The organism is Pseudoalteromonas sp. A22 (assembly GCF_018141345.1).
Classification (GTDB): Bacteria; Pseudomonadota; Gammaproteobacteria; order Enterobacterales; family Alteromonadaceae; genus Pseudoalteromonas; species Pseudoalteromonas maricaloris.
Genome location: NZ_CP047237.1, coordinates 883,889 through 900,949 on the forward strand (window position 1 = coordinate 883,889; position 17,061 = coordinate 900,949).

20 protein-coding genes are annotated in these 17,061 nt (G+C 44.3%); 7 read left to right on the forward strand and 13 right to left on the reverse strand.

Translation table 11 applies throughout. The features are described from left to right. Window positions 1-88: 88 nt before the first annotated feature. Window positions 89-580, forward strand: coding sequence for a hypothetical protein (locus GSF04_RS03465; protein ID WP_211856625.1), 492 nt, complete (start codon window positions 89-91; stop codon window positions 578-580). A gap of 447 nt (window positions 581-1,027) precedes the next feature. Here GSF04_RS03465 and GSF04_RS03470 read toward each other — a convergent pair whose 3' ends face one another. From GSF04_RS03470 to GSF04_RS03495, 6 genes are all read right to left on the reverse strand, one after another. Next, entirely contained in the window at window positions 1,028-1,489 is a 462-nt protein-coding gene (locus GSF04_RS03470) for an NUDIX domain-containing protein (RefSeq protein WP_010370051.1), read from the reverse strand. 78 nt (window positions 1,490-1,567) lie between these two features. Further along, a complete protein-coding gene (locus GSF04_RS03475) occupies window positions 1,568-2,635 on the reverse strand; it encodes a ChuX/HutX family heme-like substrate-binding protein (RefSeq protein ID WP_211856626.1) in 1,068 nt (355 codons plus the stop codon). Window positions 2,636-2,644: 9 nt separating this feature from the next. Beyond that, window positions 2,645-4,762: a TonB-dependent receptor gene (locus tag GSF04_RS03480; protein WP_211856627.1), complete on the reverse strand. Its 2,118-nt coding sequence runs from the start codon at window positions 4,760-4,762 to the stop codon at window positions 2,645-2,647. A gap of 164 nt (window positions 4,763-4,926) precedes the next feature. Next, complete coding sequence (locus GSF04_RS03485; protein WP_211856629.1) at window positions 4,927-5,334, reverse strand: biopolymer transporter ExbD; 408 nt, start codon at window positions 5,332-5,334, stop codon at window positions 4,927-4,929. After that, on the reverse strand, window positions 5,327-5,830 hold the full coding sequence (locus tag GSF04_RS03490) for a MotA/TolQ/ExbB proton channel family protein (RefSeq protein WP_010370061.1): 504 nt from the start codon (window positions 5,828-5,830) through the stop codon (window positions 5,327-5,329). The genes GSF04_RS03485 and GSF04_RS03490 overlap by 8 nt, the downstream gene beginning before the upstream one ends. A 14-nt stretch (window positions 5,831-5,844) precedes the next feature. Next, window positions 5,845-6,585, reverse strand: a complete 741-nt coding sequence (locus tag GSF04_RS03495; protein ID WP_211856631.1) for an energy transducer TonB — start codon at window positions 6,583-6,585, stop codon at window positions 5,845-5,847. Window positions 6,586-6,648: 63 nt separating this feature from the next. On the opposite strand from GSF04_RS03495, the gene GSF04_RS03500 reads away from it, so the two are divergent. Genes GSF04_RS03500 through GSF04_RS03510 form a run of 3 tightly spaced genes read left to right on the forward strand, consistent with a single transcriptional unit; the run spans window position 6,649 to window position 9,429 of the window. Further along, the gene (locus GSF04_RS03500; RefSeq protein ID WP_211856633.1) at window positions 6,649-7,566 is read left to right on the forward strand and encodes an ABC transporter substrate-binding protein; all 918 of its coding nucleotides are present in this window, start codon (window positions 6,649-6,651) and stop codon (window positions 7,564-7,566) included. After that, window positions 7,566-8,621, forward strand: a complete 1,056-nt coding sequence (locus GSF04_RS03505) for an iron ABC transporter permease (protein ID WP_039496456.1) — start codon at window positions 7,566-7,568, stop codon at window positions 8,619-8,621. The genes GSF04_RS03500 and GSF04_RS03505 overlap by 1 nt, the downstream gene beginning before the upstream one ends. Before the next feature lies 1 nt (window position 8,622). Next, a complete protein-coding gene (locus tag GSF04_RS03510; RefSeq protein WP_211856635.1) occupies window positions 8,623-9,429 on the forward strand; it encodes a heme ABC transporter ATP-binding protein in 807 nt (268 codons plus the stop codon). 101 nt (window positions 9,430-9,530) lie between these two features. Here the strand turns inward: GSF04_RS03510 and GSF04_RS03515 are convergent, their stop codons facing one another. From GSF04_RS03515 to GSF04_RS03535, 5 genes are all read right to left on the reverse strand, one after another. Then, window positions 9,531-10,667: an MFS transporter gene (locus tag GSF04_RS03515; protein ID WP_211856637.1), complete on the reverse strand. Its 1,137-nt coding sequence runs from the start codon at window positions 10,665-10,667 to the stop codon at window positions 9,531-9,533. A 519-nt stretch (window positions 10,668-11,186) separates the two neighbouring features. Next, window positions 11,187-11,846 (reverse strand): YoaK family protein, encoded by a 660-nt coding sequence (locus GSF04_RS03520; protein ID WP_211856639.1) that lies wholly within the window; start codon window positions 11,844-11,846, stop codon window positions 11,187-11,189. Continuing rightward, window positions 11,843-12,259, reverse strand: a complete 417-nt coding sequence (locus GSF04_RS03525) for a VOC family protein (RefSeq protein ID WP_039496449.1) — start codon at window positions 12,257-12,259, stop codon at window positions 11,843-11,845. The genes GSF04_RS03520 and GSF04_RS03525 overlap by 4 nt, the downstream gene beginning before the upstream one ends. Further along, entirely contained in the window at window positions 12,256-12,696 is a 441-nt protein-coding gene (locus GSF04_RS03530; protein ID WP_130165792.1) for a DUF2214 family protein, read from the reverse strand. The genes GSF04_RS03525 and GSF04_RS03530 overlap by 4 nt, the downstream gene beginning before the upstream one ends. 20 nt (window positions 12,697-12,716) lie before the next feature. Then, a complete protein-coding gene (locus tag GSF04_RS03535; protein ID WP_211857494.1) occupies window positions 12,717-13,127 on the reverse strand; it encodes an NUDIX hydrolase in 411 nt (136 codons plus the stop codon). 229 nt (window positions 13,128-13,356) lie between these two features. On the opposite strand from GSF04_RS03535, the gene GSF04_RS03540 reads away from it, so the two are divergent. Next, the gene (locus tag GSF04_RS03540; protein WP_039496443.1) at window positions 13,357-13,539 is read left to right on the forward strand and encodes a hypothetical protein; all 183 of its coding nucleotides are present in this window, start codon (window positions 13,357-13,359) and stop codon (window positions 13,537-13,539) included. 110 nt (window positions 13,540-13,649) lie between these two features. Here the strand turns inward: GSF04_RS03540 and GSF04_RS03545 are convergent, their stop codons facing one another. Continuing rightward, window positions 13,650-14,648: an LLM class flavin-dependent oxidoreductase gene (locus tag GSF04_RS03545; protein WP_211856641.1), complete on the reverse strand. Its 999-nt coding sequence runs from the start codon at window positions 14,646-14,648 to the stop codon at window positions 13,650-13,652. A gap of 286 nt (window positions 14,649-14,934) precedes the next feature. Between GSF04_RS03545 and GSF04_RS03550 the strand changes: the two genes are divergently transcribed. Further along, window positions 14,935-15,399, forward strand: a complete 465-nt coding sequence (locus GSF04_RS03550) for a hypothetical protein (RefSeq protein ID WP_211856643.1) — start codon at window positions 14,935-14,937, stop codon at window positions 15,397-15,399. Between the two features lie 27 nt (window positions 15,400-15,426). Beyond that, the gene (locus tag GSF04_RS03555) at window positions 15,427-16,290 is read left to right on the forward strand and encodes a LysR family transcriptional regulator (protein WP_211856645.1); all 864 of its coding nucleotides are present in this window, start codon (window positions 15,427-15,429) and stop codon (window positions 16,288-16,290) included. 32 nt (window positions 16,291-16,322) lie between these two features. On the opposite strand, the gene GSF04_RS03560 is transcribed toward GSF04_RS03555, so the two are convergent. Continuing rightward, window positions 16,323-16,808: a GNAT family N-acetyltransferase gene (locus GSF04_RS03560; protein ID WP_211856647.1), complete on the reverse strand. Its 486-nt coding sequence runs from the start codon at window positions 16,806-16,808 to the stop codon at window positions 16,323-16,325. Window positions 16,809-17,061 lie beyond the last annotated feature (253 nt).

The following is a 17,061-nucleotide window of genomic DNA, read 5'->3' on the forward strand; positions in this document are numbered from 1 at the left end:
GGCGGCTCAGTCCCACAAGCTATTATGCAACACAAACTACATGTCGCATAAATACTAAAATGTTATACAACTACGGATAGCCCAGAGTATGCCCAATCCATTTATTCCTGAGTCGTTTAAGCCTCCGACGTTTTTTGATAGTGAAAATTTTCACTTCAGAGTGCTTGAAGAAGAAGTTGCTGAGTTAGACTTTGAAGCCGTAATGTCCAGTCAAAAAAGGCTACAAGGATTATTTGGCCCTGAAACTGAGTGGCCTAAAGTTAATATGACCCTCGAAGAAAATATAGAAAGCTTAAAAATTCATAAACAAGAGTTTGAATCAAGGGATGCTTTTGCATATTCCATATTTAACAATTCACAGGAAAAATGCCTAGGCTCTGTTTATATAGATCCAAGCCGATCACTAAATTATGACTGCGAAGTCTACTTGTGGATTCGAGATGATAGTATTGCGTTAGAAAAAATACTTTATCAGACTGTCTTAAGTTGGCTTCAATCAGTGTGGCCTTTCTCAAAAATAGCATTACCGGGCAAGTCGATTTCATGGAAGGATTGGACTCATGAGTTAAAAGTTGTATAACAAGGCAATGAACCAAAAAGAACTCAACAAAAGAATAACACGCGAATAACACAGACACCCAGCACAGTTTGAACCTATGTTGTGGTGGGTGTCAGCGATTTAATTTTTGTTGTCGCTCCGCTCCAATCTAACACCAGGCAACCTACGTATTGGCCGCCCGTTATGGAGCGTTAGCTGTCACAACTAGAATCACGTACAACTTAGACTTATGTTTTTAGGATTTTGGCTTTTTATTTTAGCGTTTATCTTTGTTTTGTTTTTCGTAACTGCTTTTACTTGTGTAATGTGCCAACTATTGAGAAAAAAGCGATTGAACTCTAGAGTATTAACAAAAGTTAACAGTGACTCCCACCGTTATGTGATCACTTTAAAACCTATTCACGTAATGACTTAACCAGTACAAACACTTTAACCCACCTCTTGGTTAAAACATTTTAAAAAAGCGAATTAAGATAGTTTTTCAGGTTTTTTATCGGTTAGCTCTCGAAGCAGTTGTGGCAACCACTCAGGCTTAAATTGCGCTGGATTTACCTGCGTCATTGCGTTAAGGCTCCACCACTGCCATTGTTGAATTGTATCTTTTTCTTCTTCAGTCCAACGTGCCGCAAAGACCTCGTCGTTACTTGAGCATCGAATAAGATAGTACTTTTCTTGCCAAACCGCAGGGATGGAGCGAGCAACTGCATAAATAGCTTCACGCTCTTTCACTACGGGGCCTATTTCTTGCTCCAACCCTGTTTCTTCATAGAGCTCTCTAGCAGCGGCATCTAGGTAAGTCTCGTTGCCTTGTAATTCGCCACCAGGCGTTGCCCAAAAAGCTTCATGGTGATGTTCATCCTGATACTGAAATAGCAGTAACTCTTGCTTTTCATTGACGATAATTAGTCTTGCACATTGTCTTTCTTTCATTATGTCTTCCTAGTACCTAGCGAGTAAAAATGAAAAAAGCCCTATGAACAGGGCTTTGCTACTAACACGGTAAACTTATTACGCTGCAGCTTGTCCTTTATGGATCAATCGCTCACAGAGGGCCTGCCACTCGCTAGTTTGCTTTTTGCCTTCAATGCGGCGGCCAAATAGCGTTAATACCGTTTCGCGATTGGCATCAAAAAACTCAATAGAGGTGACCACCGTATTGCCGTTATCCGTGGGTTTTCTGACCACGAACGCGCGGGTCAAATCGTCTGCTTTTATATGCAGGTTAAACTCAGGATCTAAGACGTTAAACCAAGGGCCAACTTGCTTGAGGTTTTCAACCTTCCCAGAGAAGATCTGTACCGCACCTGGGTTGCCAACGAATACCATGATCTCTTGCTTAAACGTTTTTGCTTGCTGAAATATATCAGCAAGTTCAAAGCTCTGTAGCTCAAAGCTCCATGGTGAGCCGACGAGCTCAAGGGCCTGCAAGCGTTCAAGGTTGTATATCTCTAAAAGCTTTGGAAAATGGTGCACATCCTCAAGCTCACTCCACTGACTCCTAAAGTTATCTAGTTGCTCAGCGCTAGGCGAGGTAATTACAGGCTCCACAAGTTCAAATGGCTTCACGCTAAAAGAGCGCTGTGATGTTAGTTGATAGCGCGCTTTAATATTCACCAGTTCATTAAAGTCCGACTCAGCCGTGGTATAAACCTTATGTACCGCACGGCCATTTTCATCAAAAAACTGCAAGCTCGTATGACTTTCAGTTTCAACTAAAAATACGCTTTGCCAACGATACAAAAATAGCCGTAAGTCGATACCACCAGGATTAATCGCTATACCACTTAGTTTGCCATTATTGTCTGAAACATAGAGCTTTTCGTATAACCCTTTAATTTCATTGACCACGCTGCCGTTACGCGTCAACGCCATCACTTTACCGAGCTTTTTCAGGCTCTTGAGGATATCGGCAAGCTGCGTTTCATCTAAGCGCGTTACTGTGGCAGTCACCGCTTCTTCAAGTTGGGCATTCAATAATTCGGCCTCACTCACGCCCAGTTGCATTGCAGCATCAACGGGCCGTGTCCTTGGCTCACCCGCTAACAAGGTTTTATAGTCTTGAATTAATTGCTTCATGATCTCTCCTTAAAAACGCCAGCTGATCTGGGTTTTAATGTTGCGGCCAAAACCGTAATCGCCTATTCCACCACCGGTACCAGCCATCAGTTTGTATTCTTTGTTAAAAACATTATCGACAGCAACTCTTAGATTAAAGGCAGCATTAATATCCCAACTCGCATATAAATCAGTCAGGGTGTAGCTTTTTTGTGTTTGCGTTGAGTATTGCCTTGTTGCACTGTCCATCACCTGCACATCACGATCGCCACGCCTGACTATTTGCGTACCAACTTGAACGGCTTGATCAAATAACGAGGCACCTAAATCTAAAGCCATTTTGTCTGCAGGCAAATACCATAAAGGCTTGTTGTCTTGATCTTTGCCGTCTATGTCACTGTAAGAAAAGTTGCTGTAAAAGCGTGGTGTTGCAAAGTTTACTTCCAGCTCAATGCCATCTCTATCATTGCTAGCGCGATTAGCATAACGTGGTGCAGGTACGGGGTTGGTCACATTACTGGTGACCGACGTGATTTCATCGTCTACCGAGATATCAAAGTAGATAAAACGCGCAGTTAATGTGTCATTGTCAGTGAGTATGTTATTTGCCTGATAGGTCACGCCAACTTCGGTGTTATTGCTATATTCTACGTCTAACGCTAATCCTGGCTGTCTGCCACCGTATTGATCGTACAGCTCGTCAATGAGTGGCGCACGGAAACCTTCTTGGCGGTTTGCAAACACAGCCCACTGTGGTGTCAGTTGGTAATTTACACTCAAAGCACCCGCCCAATCACTGTGTGTCACTTTACTATCTAATGCTGCAAACGCCTGTTGAAATTTAGCTGTTGGTGAGGTGCTATAGCGTTCATAGCGAAGCCCTGCGATCACAGTAAGTTGCTGCCAAGTAAATTCATCTTGGATATACACACCGGAGCGCTTTTGCGTACCACCCGGTTGGGATGTCATCTCAGCGGTGGTTGGAGTCGGACCGTATTGCTCACAAGCATAGGTCTCGTAGTTAAGTTTTAAGCAAGGTAATGCTGTCTTTTCACCAATTCGCTCTTTGTCGGTATATTGCACACCATAGGTCAAAGTATGTGAGTCCAATACGCTGGTATTCATTACATCCAGAGTGGTGATGTTGTATTCATAGTTTGATTCAATACCAATGTAGTCCTCAAGCATGCCTACACCATCGGATTCAGTCACTTGACTGCTGGTATAACCGGCCTTAGCGCTTAGGTTCAGGTAGGGATTATTTGCAGGGTTTAGTTCATAACTCAGATTAGTAACGGACTGCTCTACCTCACGGTACACCGTTCCCCATGCGCCTGGATCTGTTGTATTAAACTCGGTTCGCTGGTTATCTGTGGTTTCGGTGTAGCTTGCCCCCACAATAGCATCATCACTTAAGAAATATTCCCCTTTTAACAGAACAGAGCTATTTTCTATTGCCGAGTTGTCCAAAGCTTCATCATTAGAAAGCTCCCAATCATCACTGTCGCGCTTTACCACACCAGCAAGCAAGTCGAGCGAATCATTCGGCCTTGCAAAAGCGATCACCGAAGCATTTTTCTGAGCATTGTTGCTGTCATAACCGAGTTTAATTTTAGCGCCAGCGACTTCACCATCCTGTAAAAAATCAGCGGCGTCTTTTAGCTCAAACTGAACAACACCACCAAGTGCACCACCGCCATGCAGTACGGTACTCGTGCCTCGTTTAATGCTTATTGAGCGATATAATTCCGGATCAGTGAACAGGCTACCCATGCGATATTTTTCAAAAGTTTGCAGCATGCCATCAATCGTCACCATCACGTCTTCCGCGTCACTAAAACCACGAATATTGAACTTATGTCCTGTCGATCTTGGTCCACCATTGGCGGAAACATTAGGAATGGTATCTAAGGTTTCAAATACACTGCTATCTAATTTGCGCTCTATTTGCTCCGACGAAATAACATTCACTGCTTGTGCCGATTGCAATGCAGTTTTTGCGGTACGTGTTGCCGTTACAGTCACTGCATCTAAGTCTGTTTTTACCACTGTCGACTGAGAAACATCCTCATTGGCAGAAGAGGCGGCTTGTACCCAGGTGGCAGAAGTGGCAAGCGCGATGAAAAGGGTTAATTTAGATAAACGCATAAGAATACTCCGAGTGTCGTTATTTTTTACACGCACTTCAACTTTGCCCCTGATCTTCCCTAGTGTTCTAACATAGTGCCGGCCTTTAGTAGACAGGCTCCCCAAGATGAAATGCGATTGTCGTGGCGCAATATAACACACACAAATCTAAATGGTAATTATTTTTATTCGCTTTTAACTATTAAATTCGCTACTTGAATCTCGAGTGTACTAAGCTGTGCAAAAAGTGATACCAGTGCTTCACTGGGTACTTGTTTATCCACGGCGATATAAATCACCTCTGACTTGTCTAAATGACCAAGCGCTTGTATCAGCGTGTTTTCCGCGCTAAACGGCTGCTCGTCTAAGGCATAGGCTATTTGACCATGATTGAACATGACACTCACAATCTTAGGTGTTTTCTCCAGCACAACCTCGCCATTTTTTCCCGCTGTTGGTAAGTTGACCTCTAAGACGTTGAGTTTCACGGCCACACTAAGCAGCAGAAATACAAGGACGATAAAAAGTACATCGAGTAACGCGGTTAAATCAGCGCCTAGGTGCTGAGGTTTGGGTGTTGGCAGCTCAAGCATTATCTGCCTCCACCAAGGTAAATTGAGTATTCATATAAAGCACAAGCTCGCTTTGAAACCGCTCAACCATCGCTTGCAAAACGCCATAAATAAGTAGACATGGCATGGCTATCGCCAGTCCCGCCATGGTTGAATACATGGCTTCCCATAATCCATCAGCTAATAACGCGGGAGTCACCGCTTGCTGAGTTTCAGCAATGGTTTTAAACATCAATACCAGCCCCCAGACGGTGCCAAAGAGTCCCATTAATGGGCTTAGCGTGCCGATAATGCTTAAGATCACTAACCGCTTACGCCACTCAAAAACATACCCTTGTAACCGCAAAGCGCCGACTGCTTTGCTACGAAAAAAATGGGGTTTACGCTTGATTTCATGAACGGTAAACCAAGCGCGGCTAAGCACCCAAAGCCGCTCTATGATCACCGCAAGCGCAATAACCGACAAACATAAAAATGGCCACTGCATCGGGCCGAGTTGGGAAAACCAAGACTGCATCGTAGTATTACTCTCTAAGAAAGGGAAAATTTAATGGGTACGGTAAACAAAGCTTTTACCGCATTACCGTCACGAAAAACGGGATGAAACTGCCATTGCTCAACGTTCTTGCGAGCCGCAATGTCCAAAGATTGATGACCGCTACTTTTAACCAAAGTTAAATTCACGATTTCACCTTTTTGATCCAACTCAATTTCAAAAATAGTCACGCCTTCAAGTCCTCTTCGCTTGGCACGTAGTGGGTAGCTAAGCGCAGGTCTTGGGGCTTTGAATAGAGGTAAAGCATCTAATTTAACAGGAGAGTCATCGGTACTATTTGCTTCACTGAGATGCCTCGCTGACGCCATTTGCGTCGCTTCTTGCTGCGACGTATTTTCTCGTGTTGAGGTAGGCGCTGTCACTTCGATAGCTTTTTTGTTCTCAGTCACTATGGCTTCGTTAAGCTTTTTAGGTTGTGGCCGCTCATTGGCCTGTTGCTTGGGTTTAGGTACAGGCTTGGCTTCCTGTTCTTGCCTTTGTGGTTTTTTAAGTAAGTGCGTAGTGCCGTTAAAATCAGATGGCACTTGCTCTGCTACCACTTTTGAAGCTGGCTCTTGGGAAGGTTGTGCCGTAAACGAAATCATGAGTGGTTTGGTGACTTTACTCACTTCATTTGCAGCAACGCCTGAGTGCCACACCAGTGCTGAGCTTGCAGGAAATAACCACCACAAGCCATGCAGCAGAGCGGAGACTGTGATGCAGATAATTAATTTCATATTGATAAAGACAAATGATAACTGTTACTATTCGCAATAAATACTAACAAGTTTGGATCTGTAATGAAAGCTCAAATTACGACACTGCTAACTTCTAGTTTGCTATTACTCACTTCTGTTCTACAACCTACCTATGCGGAGCAAGGTGCCAAAAACATTGTGGTTTCTGGTGGCTCTATCACAGAGATTATTTATGCACTTGGCGAGGAAAATCGTATCGTTGGCGTGGACAGTACTAGCGTATTTCCTGTTGCTGCGACCGATAAACCACAAATCGGTTACGTAAGAAAAATCAACGTTGAAGGGATCCTTTCCCTTAATCCTGATTTACTACTCGGTGAAGCAGATACAGGCCCAGACAAGGTATTAAAACAGCTTCAAGACACCGGATTACCCACTTTTATTTTCAGCGATAACGATGATCTTGCTGGCGTCGAAGAAAAAATAACAACAATCGCCGAGTTACTGGCAGTCAAAGATAAAGGCCAAGCGCTAGTCGAGTATATTCAAGCCGACAGAAAGGCCTTAACGCATGTCCTGAAACAAGTGAACAACAAACCTAAGGTATTATTTGTTTTGAGCCTGCGTAGTGGCCAACCGATTGTTGCGGGTGCTGGAAATTCTGCAGATGAGGTTATCAACGCGGCTGGCGGCGTTAATGTTGCTGCACAGCATTTTGACGGTTGGAAGCCGCTCGCAACCGAAGCGGCTATCGCCATGGATCCAGATGTGATCATTAGTATGGGCCGCCATGGCAAGCAAAAAGCAACGGATTTAAGCCAAGTTCCCCACTTTAAGTTCTCAAGCGCCGTTAAAAACAACAGGGTTTTACTAATTGATGGGACATATTTGCTTGGCATGGGCCCACGCACGCCACAAGCCGTGGTTGAGCTCTCGACCTTACTCCACCCAGACGCCACGCTGCCCAGGGGTTATCGATTTAGAGCAGCCCAGTCTGCATCAAAAAATGAGTCTCTGTAATGCTAGCACTTGAGCAATCTTTAATTCCCGCTGAAGTTGCCAGAAAATGGATGTTGTTGGGACTGATTATTGGCTGTATCGTGGTGAGCTTTATTGGCCTTACCAGCGGCGGAGTGAGCATTAGCTACAGTCGTCTGATGGATATTCTCTTTGCAGGTCAATCAAGCAACTTAGAACACGCAGTGATCTGGCAAATTAGATTTCCAAGATTAGTGCTCGCAATTGTGGTTGGTGCTGGACTTGGTGCATGCGGCGCCGCAATGCAAGCAATCTTTAGAAACCCGCTGGCAGATCCAGGGTTAATTGGGATCTCTAGTGGTGCCGCACTTGGCGCAATTAGTACTATCGTCTTAGGCTCTACGTTACTCAGTGGATTTGCTGATTATTATGGAATTTACGCCGTGCCAATCGGTGCTTTTCTCGGCTGTCTTGGTGTGTGTAGTTTAATCTACCGTTTATCCAGCCAAGGTAATCGTTTCACAATTGTCAGTTTGTTGTTAGCGGGTATTGCAGTAAACGCTATTGTTGGTGCGGTCATTGGAATACTAACGTTGATCAGCTCAGATCAACAGTTACGCGACCTAACCTTTTGGAGCATGGGATCACTTGCAGGCAATAGTTTCACAACTATCATCCCATCGCTGTGTTTAATGCTGGCATGCTGCTTTGGTTTTAGCCGCTTAGCTCAACCGCTCAACCTCTATTTACTTGGCGAGCAACAAGCTAGACATCTCGGGGTCGATGTCGTGCGCCTAAAAAAGAAAGTGTTTGCCTATACCGCATTGTGCACCGGTGCAGCGGTTGCGCTAACTGGTATTATTGGTTTTGTTGGCTTTATTGTTCCTCATATAGTGCGCTTATTAATCGGCCCAGATCACCGCTATTTGTTACCTGCTTCGATGTTGGGTGGGGCAATTTTACTGTGTTTGGCGGACTTACTCGCGCGCACACTCATTCTCCCATCAGAATTACCGATAGGCCTTATCACCAGCGCTTTAGGTGGCCCTTTTTTCCTGATCATGCTGGTGAAAACGTATCGTATAAAGGAGCTTTAGTATGCTAGAAGCGCATAACGTCAGTGTCCAAGTGGGGCAAAAATTGTTGCTCAAAAACATTGATTTTTCAATCAACCCGGGGGAGTTTGCCGTTGTTCTTGGCCCCAACGGGGCAGGCAAGTCTACCCTACTCAAGGCGCTGTGCGGCGATATTTCTCTATCACAGGGCGATGTCACCTATCATCAACAACGGGTGCAAGACTTAAATGCCCTAGACCTTTCCCATATCCGCGCCGTACTCACACAGCAATATGATTGTGAGTTCCCATTTTGCGTGCAAGAGATAGTGGATATGTCGCACTATGTACATCAGCACAATTGTACACCAGACTCGCTTCGTGAATATTCACAGCAAGCAATGCAAACTTTATCAGTCGAGCATTTAGCAAAGCGGTGCTTTACTCAGCTATCAGGGGGAGAAAAGCAAAGGGTTCAGTTTGCGCGGGTACTTTGCCAGCTGCTACCTACCTTAGATGCTAACAAGCCCTGCTACCTGATGATTGATGAGCCTACTGCAAGCTTGGATTTATATCATCAGTATCAAGTCATGAAGCTAGCTCAGCAGATAGCCAAACAGGGGGCGGGCGTAGTTGCGGTAGTTCATGATCTTGCCCTTGCCGCAAGTTTTGCCGATAAAGTATATCTGCTGCAACAGGGCGAATTGGTTGCCACCGGATCCCCAGAGGAAGTACTCAGTAACGCTCAATTAATGAGTACCTATGGGATTGATGCAGAGATCACGCTTTCAGATATGTTTTTACCAACCCTGGGTGTTGCAAAGGCATTTGGACTTTCGGCAGAAAAATAACCTGCACGCAAACAGGCTGGCATACACCAGCCTGTTTAATCAGCTCGCTAAACTCAGCTCCCAACTATGAAGCTAAAATTAAACAAGTTGCTAGTTACCTCCTAAATTGATGCGCCTTTTACGGGGCGCAAACACAAAATAGCAAGACTAAACAAAGTAATAGCAAGCAGCGTCATCGCAGTCACACCAAGGCTGTAAGCAAAGCCTGCGACGGCAGACCAGCTCGCTACACCAATGTGCATCATGCTCATAGCCAGTGAGATGAGCACACCGCGATGTGCAGGCGAAAGCTCTGAAATATATGCCTGTAATGCCGGTGAACCAACGCCGCCAGCCAATGCCCAAAGTGTCATCAAAAAGTATAACGGTATAAGAGAGATACCTTGATACCAATAAAGACCGCTACTAGCGATGAGGCAAACAACCAATGACGCACGCATGACCTGTCGTCCACTTTCAAAATGGGTTGCGAGTTTTGGCATCATCAAGTTTCCAGCAACACTCACTAAGCCTAATAAGGCATACAGTACACCAATAAACCACACTGACAGTGCTTGTGTATCTCGTAAATGCTGCCCAACCAAATTGAACAAACCAATACCACCACCTAAACCAATACACATGGTAAGTAACGCGCCAACAACACCGGGGATTTGCCATAGCTTGACTGGTATTTTGGTGCCTTCAACCACTTTGTCATTTGGGATGGCGCGATGGTTTACAGTCAGTAATAACGCAACAACCCAAGTGGCGATCCCCAGTGCAACAAAAGCGGCTCGCCACGACATTAAATGCGTTAAAAACGCGCCAAACGCAGGGCTTGAGATCATGCCAAGAGTTAAACCAGCTTGCACCCAACCGATCCGTTTGAGCGCATCTCCACCAGAGGTCGCCGCGATGGCGAACGCAATAGGTAACATGCCAGCACTGGCAATACCTGTGATCACACGAGCAACTAAGCCCCATTCAAATGAAGTGACAAGCCCTGTCGCGATGGAAGCCCCACCAAAAACCACGATTGCAGGTAAGATGATGGCGCGGCGTCCTACTTTATCCGACAGCGCCCCAAATAGCGGAGCCACAATCGCAAGGGCGACGCTGTAAGTGGTAATAAACAGTGTAACTCGCTCAGGCTTTACACCTAATTCGAGCCCAATAGGCTCAAGAATGGGCCCAAGCATCAGCTCATCTGCCCCGACTAAAAACGCGATAAAGGCTAGCAATAAAGTCAATAACATCTCTTTACCCCTGTTCTGCGCAGCAAACGCTTACCTTGCTAATTATGAGCAAAGCAAAAGCAGTAAAGCCAATATTAAGTTGGTCTTTGTTTAGGTTACTGCCTGACATTATCAGGCCTTTTAAAATCAAGTTCATTAAATTACATCCATAAAAAACGGGAGTTCGGCTGTGATGCCGACCTCCCGTTTCAAAAAATTTGAAAACTTGTGCCCCTGTATTTCAGGCACAAAAAAGCCGGCGATGAAGTATCATCGCCGGCTTCGTCTTTCCAATCATCAGATACATTAACGCTGCCCACCTTTATTCAGGTAGTCGCCAATGTCTCTGATGAAGATTTAGAAAGTAAGCTCCGAGCAACACTTCATCGTGTTAATGCGCGGAGCTAAGCCTTCTGACAAAATTCTTATATAGGATGTAAAACATCGTGGAAAGATCCAAATTAAAATCGCGAGCCAATTTATACGATGTCGATTAAGTAGTCAATAATCCAAACCAAGATATATCAACACAACCACTTACTATCTCCTGTCCCTAAGCGCAAAGCGGTAAACACCTGCAATCAGCAAACAGCTGGTTATGGGCAACCACAGCGCCTGAAAGTAAAACTTATTATAAAGCCAAGCGCCCAACACACCACCTGCCACAAACCCTGAGATTATCAACACAAACAGTTTTGCTTTTCTGGTATCCAAAGGCTCGCCTCTAAACAAAGCCCCAATCATTAGTCCCAAGTCCGTAACAATTCCAGTTACATGGGTTGTCCTCACGACAGCCCCACTGTAGGTAGTAGCCAATGCGTTTTGTAGTCCACAAGCTGCGGAGGCAAAAAAGTGGCCGTAAAATGAGCCTTGTATCAGTAATACGAGAGATACAGTAAGCAAAATAGCTTCAAGTATCAGCGCGGTATCGTAATGCTTGCCAAGGGTTAATGTGGTGCCATGCAGCAAAAAGCCAGCAAGTGCAGAGCCAAGCAAGAACGCAATTAACACACCAAATAAGTGCAGGGTTTCTTTGAGGTTGCCACCTAAAAAGCTGGTTCCAAACATAGTCGCAGTGCCGGATAAATGAGAAACAGATTGGTGCTCGAAGCTAAGTAGGCCGATTGCATTCACAAATCCTGCGACGAGCGCCAATATAAAGGCGCCGACCTCAACCCATTTTGGTAACTTTGAGATCATCTCTTTGCCATGGGATGATCAGGGTTTAGCTGCAATAAGTCCCAGCGGTTGCCATAGAGATCTTCAAATACAGCAACCGTGCCATAATCTTGCTCTTGTGGCTCGCGAATAAACTGGATACCAATAGACTTCATGCGCTCATAATCACGCCAGAAATCATCGGTATTTAAAAATAAAAATACCCGCCCACCAGCTTGATCACCAATAAACTTCTGCTGCTCTGGCGTAGAAGCTCTGGCAAGTAGTAACGTCGTACCATGAGAATTAGGCGGTGCCACCACCACCCAGCGTTTGTCTTGCTCGGGTTGATAGGTGTCTTCTATTAATTCAAAACTTAGTTTATTGACGTAGAAGTCGATGGCTTCATCGTAGTCTTTAACGACGAGCGCAATATTGACAATATTTTGTTTCATGATGAGGGCAACCCATAGCCTCTTGCCATAAGTGCAGCAAGTAGCGGTAAAACTAAAAGTAACAGCATTTCTAGCCTTTTAATGACGATGATGCGCTGGGGCACAGACAAATTAGCTGCTGTTGTCTTACGGTGCTTCAATAAAAACACAGTCGGAATGATAGATAGTAAAGCGATTAACAAAAATAGTCCGACTTTGGCATGGAAAATCGGATTTTTAGTGTAGAACTCACTGGGCTTGCCAACTGCAAACCATAGCGTTAACCCTGCGCCAAGGGTTACAAGCGCACTGACACCATACAAGCCATCAACTACCGCTAACCGCTTAATGCTCTGACTACTCATTGATTTGGAGAGTAGCACGTTTTCAATCGCGAGCGTCGATGCCAAAAATAAAATACCGATAAAATGAATATATCTAACGACTACCTCTTCCATGCTATGCCCCAATTGCTATTTTAGTATCGATAAAGTGTGTTGTTTTCTTCTAAAAAGTTCACCAAAGGCAAAAACAGAGGCTGCGGCAATTCATCAAGCGAAAACCACTGCCATTGTTTGCATTTATTTGGCTCTTTAACTTCTGCATCATGAGTATCGCACCTTGCCATGACAAACAAAGTGACATAATGTTTCTGCTCATCGGCAAAATAATCATTTGTAAAACCAAGCTTTTCAACGTTTACAACATCTAGCCCCGTTTCTTCATGCACCTCTCTTATTGCACATGCCTCAATGTCCTCTCCATACTCTAAGTGGCCACCCGGCGTTGCCCAAGTATGTGCGCCATGAGCACCAATACGCTCACCAAGCAAAATTTTATTATCGAGCATTATGACCACACCAACCCCGACGCGTACAACTTGATCCATCATTTTTCCTTACCATTACTTATTGACTACTAGGTAATCATAACTTAAAGAATCAATGTAGTTCAGCTTACAAAGTTACAACACCTGGCTAAAACAATTTAGTTACATAAAAACCACAAAACTCAAAAGTTTGACATCATTACAAAAACATGAAAATTTGGTTCGACCCAATTGGATAAGGTGGGTAAATAAATTTTATAATAACATACTGATAACTAAGGAATAAGTAATGAAATTAAAAATAAAAAAGTCAAGTTTGAAATCGCTTTCATCTCAGTCGCTTCAGCTTAACCTTGCTCAAACACCAAATATCGCGGGAGGGAAGCAAGAGTACCAAGATCGTCCTCAAGCTGTCGGAACACGTGTAGATTGCGTATCTGTTGCGGTTCACCTTCCTTGTGTGATTATGTAAAGTACGATTTTTGTACTTTTTGTATAGAGACTGACAAGGCCACTTCCGTGGCTTATCTATAATCATTCTTAAAATCAGTGGTGTAACCTAAGCTGCTTGCTTAGGACCTATTACCGCTGTATTAAGCCCGCCAAGATCTCAAGCGCATGTTTTCTATCACTTAGCTCGTATAAATCGTTGGTAAAAATAAACTCATCGACCGCTAATTCACGTTTAATCATGCTGAGTTTATGATGGACCGTCCCGGGGCTTCCAACCACAGATAGGCCTAAAAAGCTTTCGACTTGCATTTGCTCTTGGGCATTCCACAGCCCGTCCATCGAGTCAACGGGGGGTTTCAACCATAACGCCTGACCTCGCATCAACGCTAAGATACGCTGTTTTAACGTAGTAGCTAAATACTGCGCTTGCTCGTCGGTATCGGCTGCAACTACGGGTAAACCAAGCATTACATAAGGTTTATCTAATACCTCTGATGGTTGGAAATCGCGGCGATAAAGCGCGATAGCATCATGCACGAATCGTGGCGCAAAATGACCCGCAAATGCATACGGTAAACCTCGCTTTGCGGCGAGCTGGGCACTATAAAGACTCGAACCAAGCAACCAAATTGGTACCTTGGTGTTTTCACCCGGAATAGCACGCACCGAGGAGTGACCATCATAAGGCCCGAGCAAGGCTTGTAATTCAGCAACTTCATCGTCAAATTGCTCCGCACGCCTGTCATCGCGACGTAGTGCTCGGCTGGTAATCGGATCGCTGCCAGGTGCGCGCCCTAATCCCAAATCAATACGCCCCGGATAGAGGCTTTCTAAGGTGCCAAACTGCTCAGCGACGACTAACGGTGGATGGTTTGGCAACATCACGCCACCCGCCCCCACCCGAATATTGCGAGTATGTCCGGCAATATGCCCTATCAATACGGAGGTTGCTGCGCAGACAATGCCACGCATATTATGATGCTCAGCCATCCAAAAGCGTTTAAAGCCAAGTTCGTCCGCTTTTTGCGCATAAGCCACGCTGTTAGCGAGGGTTTGTGAAACGGTATCTCGCTCTTTCATCGGGCTTAATTCGAGCAAAGAAAATGGCATGTTAGCAAGTGAAGTCATAACAATCCTTAACGGTTTGAGTTACACCATAGAGTAAGGGTTGCTACTTCTATTTCAATCCGAAATCCCGCACTACATTGTTGCTGATTCTCGACTATCGTTATGTTGCAGATAACAAGCCTGCTTCATCTGTGATTTGCTGACTCGACAATTAGGCTAATCCTGTATTTGAAAAAATTGTTTAGTTTCGTGGTGCGTAAGCGCAACATAGCAATCACATAATAATCCACATAAAACCAGCTTTTGCCTGCTAGACTCATAAAAAACTGACTTGGAGCAACACCTTATGAGAACCGCTATCCTATTTATTTTATTTACTTTTAGTAGCCAGTTATTGGCAGAAACGGACACAGCTAAAATCAATAAACTGTTCGACAGCTATATGAGTAAATACAACCATTATCTGCAAACTGGTGATTTACCAACCAGTCCTCAACTGTACACAGATACGCTTATGTTAATGTCATCAAGTTCAAAGCCGAGCGTGATCACACAAACGCAAATGAATAAACAGGTGCAAGTATTCTTAACACGCCTGAAGGAAGAAGGTGTCAGTCACGTAAAGTGGAGCAAGGTCAGTATTCATTTTCTTGATAAAAATATTGCGTTAGTAAGCAACATTGCTGAGCGATACACCCAATCAGGCGCACTTTTTAATAAAGTAGGCGCAAGCTATTACGTCTATTTAGTTGATGGTGAATGGAAAATATCTGCGTTCGCTGTACATGATGCGAAAAACACTTTACTTTAATTGCATCTAAACTTTGGTGTTGTAGGCATGGAAAACTGGGACGACTTTCAATTACTGCTTGCATTAAAGCGTGCCAATACACTCAGAGGTGCGGCCAAAGTTCTCGGCGTAAACCACACGACGGTATCTCGTAGGCTACATGCTTTAAATCAACGCTTTAGTCTTGATATATGCATGCTTTCGCAAGGCAAAGTCTCGTTTTCTGAATTGGGACTACAGCTGCTCAGTGCCGCTGAAAACATGGAAGCCAGCCTTGCCCCTCACTTAAGCCAAATTAACACTTCGGTTAAGCAGTTAAAACAACAAATAAACTTATCTATCCCCCCAGCGATTTTGCAGTTTGTCTTGTTAGACGAACTACATGAATTTCAGCAAAACAATCCTTATCTCACGCTGTCGATTAATACTACCTATGCACTTTCCGATCTAGAGAAATCAGAAGCCGATGTCGTGATCCGAGCTTCTCACGTTCCGGATGAGCACTTAGTTGGTCACCGGCTATTTCCGATTTCACTTGGCTACTTCATGCATAAAGACTATCTCGATAAACGCACGAGTGAAAGCGTTTCTTGGATAACCGCCAGCGTAACAGCAAGACCGACTTGGCTACTTGATACACCCTATCCAACCGCCCCAATTTCTCTATCAATTGAAGATTTAGTGCTGCGTCATCAGGCTGCATCCGAAGGGCTTGGTATGATCAGAGGGGCGCACTATATTGCAAGGCATTTCCCTAATTTAATTGAATTTGCACCAGCGAGTGAGCACTATGCAGATTTATGGATCTTGACCCATCCAACAAAAAAATCCTTACCCAACGTCAAGCGGCTCATCAGCTTTTTACTTAAGACTATGCGCAGTAAACACATACTGATCGACTGCGCAAAATAACATTCGCCACGTTAGTTTAGAGCCTGTCCATTTTAATCAGCCAACCATTTATACATAACATAGCTATCAACCAAGCCCAATTTCCTGTGTTTATATGCCTTGGGAATAGTGCCCACAATGGTAAAACCAAGCTTTTGCCATAATTTAATCGCCAGTTCATTGGTCGATACCACACTATTAAATTGCATGGCTTCGAACCCCAGCGCTAACGCTTGCTGCTGGGAATGTTCACACATCAGCCGTGCAATTCCTTTACCACGAGCCAAACTCGACACCATGTAACCACAGTTACATATGTGGCTACTCGGACCCATCGCATTTTGTCGCAAATAATAGCTGCCAAGTACTTGCCCATTTTCAACATATGCAAAAGCTTTGAGCGGCGTTTCACACCAACGTAAAAATGCCTGCTCCATACTCATATTTGAGTCAAATGCATACGTTTCTTGCGCTTGGATCACTTCTGAAAACGTTGGCCAAAACGACTCAAAATCTTCCCGAGTTATCTCTCTTATCATCCCATTTCCTCTAAACGTCATACCTGATAGCAATTAACCCAATTCTTGCAAATATACTCATTCTACTAACCTCACACCACTTTTGTTTTAGGGAGCCTGAGACGAATACTTGTCGAATCGTTAGTTTTTCACGCTAATAGTTACTGACTTACCACTCCTGTAATGCACTGTAACTTTCTGTAATGTATTTAGCCTTTTTCAAAGCCTAGTATGAAACAGTAGATTGATGAGAAACCACTCATCAAAAGGATAT

Excerpts from the sequence above, each read along its gene's own strand:
- GSF04_RS03500 (WP_211856633.1), top strand. The coding sequence starts at position 6,649 with ATGAAAGCTCAAATTACGACACTGCTAACTTCTAGTTTGCTATTACTC.
- GSF04_RS03490 (WP_010370061.1), bottom strand. The coding sequence starts at position 5,830 with ATGCAGTCTTGGTTTTCCCAACTCGGCCCGATGCAGTGGCCATTTTTA.
- GSF04_RS03520 (WP_211856639.1), bottom strand. The coding sequence starts at position 11,846 with ATGATCTCAAAGTTACCAAAATGGGTTGAGGTCGGCGCCTTTATATTG.
- GSF04_RS03525 (WP_039496449.1), bottom strand. The coding sequence starts at position 12,259 with ATGAAACAAAATATTGTCAATATTGCGCTCGTCGTTAAAGACTACGAT.
- GSF04_RS03505 (WP_039496456.1), top strand. The coding sequence starts at position 7,566 with ATGCTAGCACTTGAGCAATCTTTAATTCCCGCTGAAGTTGCCAGAAAA.
- GSF04_RS03530 (WP_130165792.1), bottom strand. The coding sequence starts at position 12,696 with ATGGAAGAGGTAGTCGTTAGATATATTCATTTTATCGGTATTTTATTT.
- GSF04_RS03495 (WP_211856631.1), bottom strand. The coding sequence starts at position 6,585 with ATGAAATTAATTATCTGCATCACAGTCTCCGCTCTGCTGCATGGCTTG.
- GSF04_RS03550 (WP_211856643.1), top strand. The coding sequence starts at position 14,935 with ATGAGAACCGCTATCCTATTTATTTTATTTACTTTTAGTAGCCAGTTA.
- GSF04_RS03465 (WP_211856625.1), top strand. The coding sequence starts at position 89 with ATGCCCAATCCATTTATTCCTGAGTCGTTTAAGCCTCCGACGTTTTTT.
- GSF04_RS03535 (WP_211857494.1), bottom strand. The coding sequence starts at position 13,127 with ATGGATCAAGTTGTACGCGTCGGGGTTGGTGTGGTCATAATGCTCGAT.
- GSF04_RS03510 (WP_211856635.1), top strand. The coding sequence starts at position 8,623 with ATGCTAGAAGCGCATAACGTCAGTGTCCAAGTGGGGCAAAAATTGTTG.
- GSF04_RS03480 (WP_211856627.1), bottom strand. The coding sequence starts at position 4,762 with ATGCGTTTATCTAAATTAACCCTTTTCATCGCGCTTGCCACTTCTGCC.
- GSF04_RS03560 (WP_211856647.1), bottom strand. The coding sequence starts at position 16,808 with ATGATAAGAGAGATAACTCGGGAAGATTTTGAGTCGTTTTGGCCAACG.
- GSF04_RS03540 (WP_039496443.1), top strand. The coding sequence starts at position 13,357 with ATGAAATTAAAAATAAAAAAGTCAAGTTTGAAATCGCTTTCATCTCAG.
- GSF04_RS03555 (WP_211856645.1), top strand. The coding sequence starts at position 15,427 with ATGGAAAACTGGGACGACTTTCAATTACTGCTTGCATTAAAGCGTGCC.
- GSF04_RS03470 (WP_010370051.1), bottom strand. The coding sequence starts at position 1,489 with ATGAAAGAAAGACAATGTGCAAGACTAATTATCGTCAATGAAAAGCAA.
- GSF04_RS03485 (WP_211856629.1), bottom strand. The coding sequence starts at position 5,334 with ATGCTTGAGCTGCCAACACCCAAACCTCAGCACCTAGGCGCTGATTTA.
- GSF04_RS03545 (WP_211856641.1), bottom strand. The coding sequence starts at position 14,648 with ATGACTTCACTTGCTAACATGCCATTTTCTTTGCTCGAATTAAGCCCG.
- GSF04_RS03475 (WP_211856626.1), bottom strand. The coding sequence starts at position 2,635 with ATGAAGCAATTAATTCAAGACTATAAAACCTTGTTAGCGGGTGAGCCA.
- GSF04_RS03515 (WP_211856637.1), bottom strand. The coding sequence starts at position 10,667 with ATGTTATTGACTTTATTGCTAGCCTTTATCGCGTTTTTAGTCGGGGCA.